The following is a 1,188-nucleotide window of genomic DNA, read 5'->3' on the forward strand; positions in this document are numbered from 1 at the left end:
GGGGCGGCGCTGTCGGAGCCGCGCGACGCCATCGAGGACATCATCGAGCCCTACCTGATCCAGCGCGGCTTCGTGCAGCGCACCCCCCGGGGCCGCATCCTCACCCGACACGCCTACCAGCACCTCGGAATCGCGCAGCCCAAGACAGAGCCGGCCCCGGTAGCCGCCTGAGGCGCCCTGCCGATTCGGTGACGCCCGGCGGACCGGGGTCGTCGGCGCGTCGCTGACGCGACAGGCCGACGTCGTGCTGTCTTATGACTTTTCAGGGCAGCGGTCAGGACATCCGGCGTGCCGCGCAGCGTCGCGCCTCGCTGTTTTCCCGTGAGCGTCGCAGGATGGTACCGGCGCGGCCGTGTCCGCCCCTGTAAATCGAAGTCGAGCGGCGCGCATCTTCATAGTTCGAAGCGGTAAGTACTCGATGCGTCGTATCGCGCATCGCGCCGGTGCGCTTGCACGGGTTCCGCAACGCTGCCCGGGGCCGCGGATGCTGTTCTCAGGTCAGCGCCCGCGGGACTGACGGCGTGCTGCATCGGGAGCGCCTTCCGGTTCGGCGGCGGTCCGGGACGGCATGATGGTTAAGCGGCAGCGTTGCCGGCGCGTTTATCCGATTGGTTAGCGGACTTTTAACATTCTCGTGTGAAACATAGCGCCAATAGCTCTCAAGATCGGATTGGATCTTATCCGCCCTGAGAGAGTGCAAAATTGAGCGTATTGAGCTGTTCTCGGCGGAATGCCTTCGGGGAGCGGCTTGGTGGCCCCTTGAAGTTCAAGCGTACGAAAGGGATTTCGTAGAATGTCCTCGATCACTCTATCCGCTGCCACGCGTCAGAACCTGCTCTCGCTGCAGGACACGGCGCAGCTGATGGCTACCACGCAGAACCGCCTCCCCACCGGCAAGCCGGTCAACCCCGCCCTCGACAGCCCCCCCACCTCCTTCAGCGCCCCGCCCCTCGACGGCCGCGCCACAAGCCTCACCACCCTGCAGGACGGCCTCTCCAACGGCGTGCAGTCGATCCAGGCGGCCAACCAGGGCATCACCTCCATCCAGATGCTCGTCGACCAGGACAAGTCGATCGCCCACCAGGCGCTCTCGACCCAGCTCTCCACCGCCGGCACCGCCGCCAACGCCTACAGCACCAGTTCCGCGTCCTCGACCGTGCTGATGACCATCAACGGCACCTCCGTCTC

At 65.8% G+C, this 1,188-nt stretch carries 1 protein-coding gene and 1 pseudogene; both read left to right on the forward strand.

Going from position 1 to position 1,188, the window contains the following annotated elements; all coding sequences use genetic code 11:
- Window positions 1-171 (forward strand): Holliday junction DNA helicase RuvB C-terminal domain-containing protein (locus tag MKK82_RS20690; RefSeq protein ID WP_279603173.1); only part of this gene is annotated, 171 nt, incomplete at its 5' end.
- A gap of 622 nt (window positions 172-793) precedes the next feature.
- Window positions 794-1,188: pseudogene (locus MKK82_RS20695) on the forward strand (flagellar protein); the annotation flags it as partial.

The organism is Methylobacterium sp. E-046 (genome assembly GCF_022829625.1).
Taxonomy (GTDB): Bacteria; Pseudomonadota; Alphaproteobacteria; order Rhizobiales; family Beijerinckiaceae; genus Methylobacterium; species Methylobacterium longum.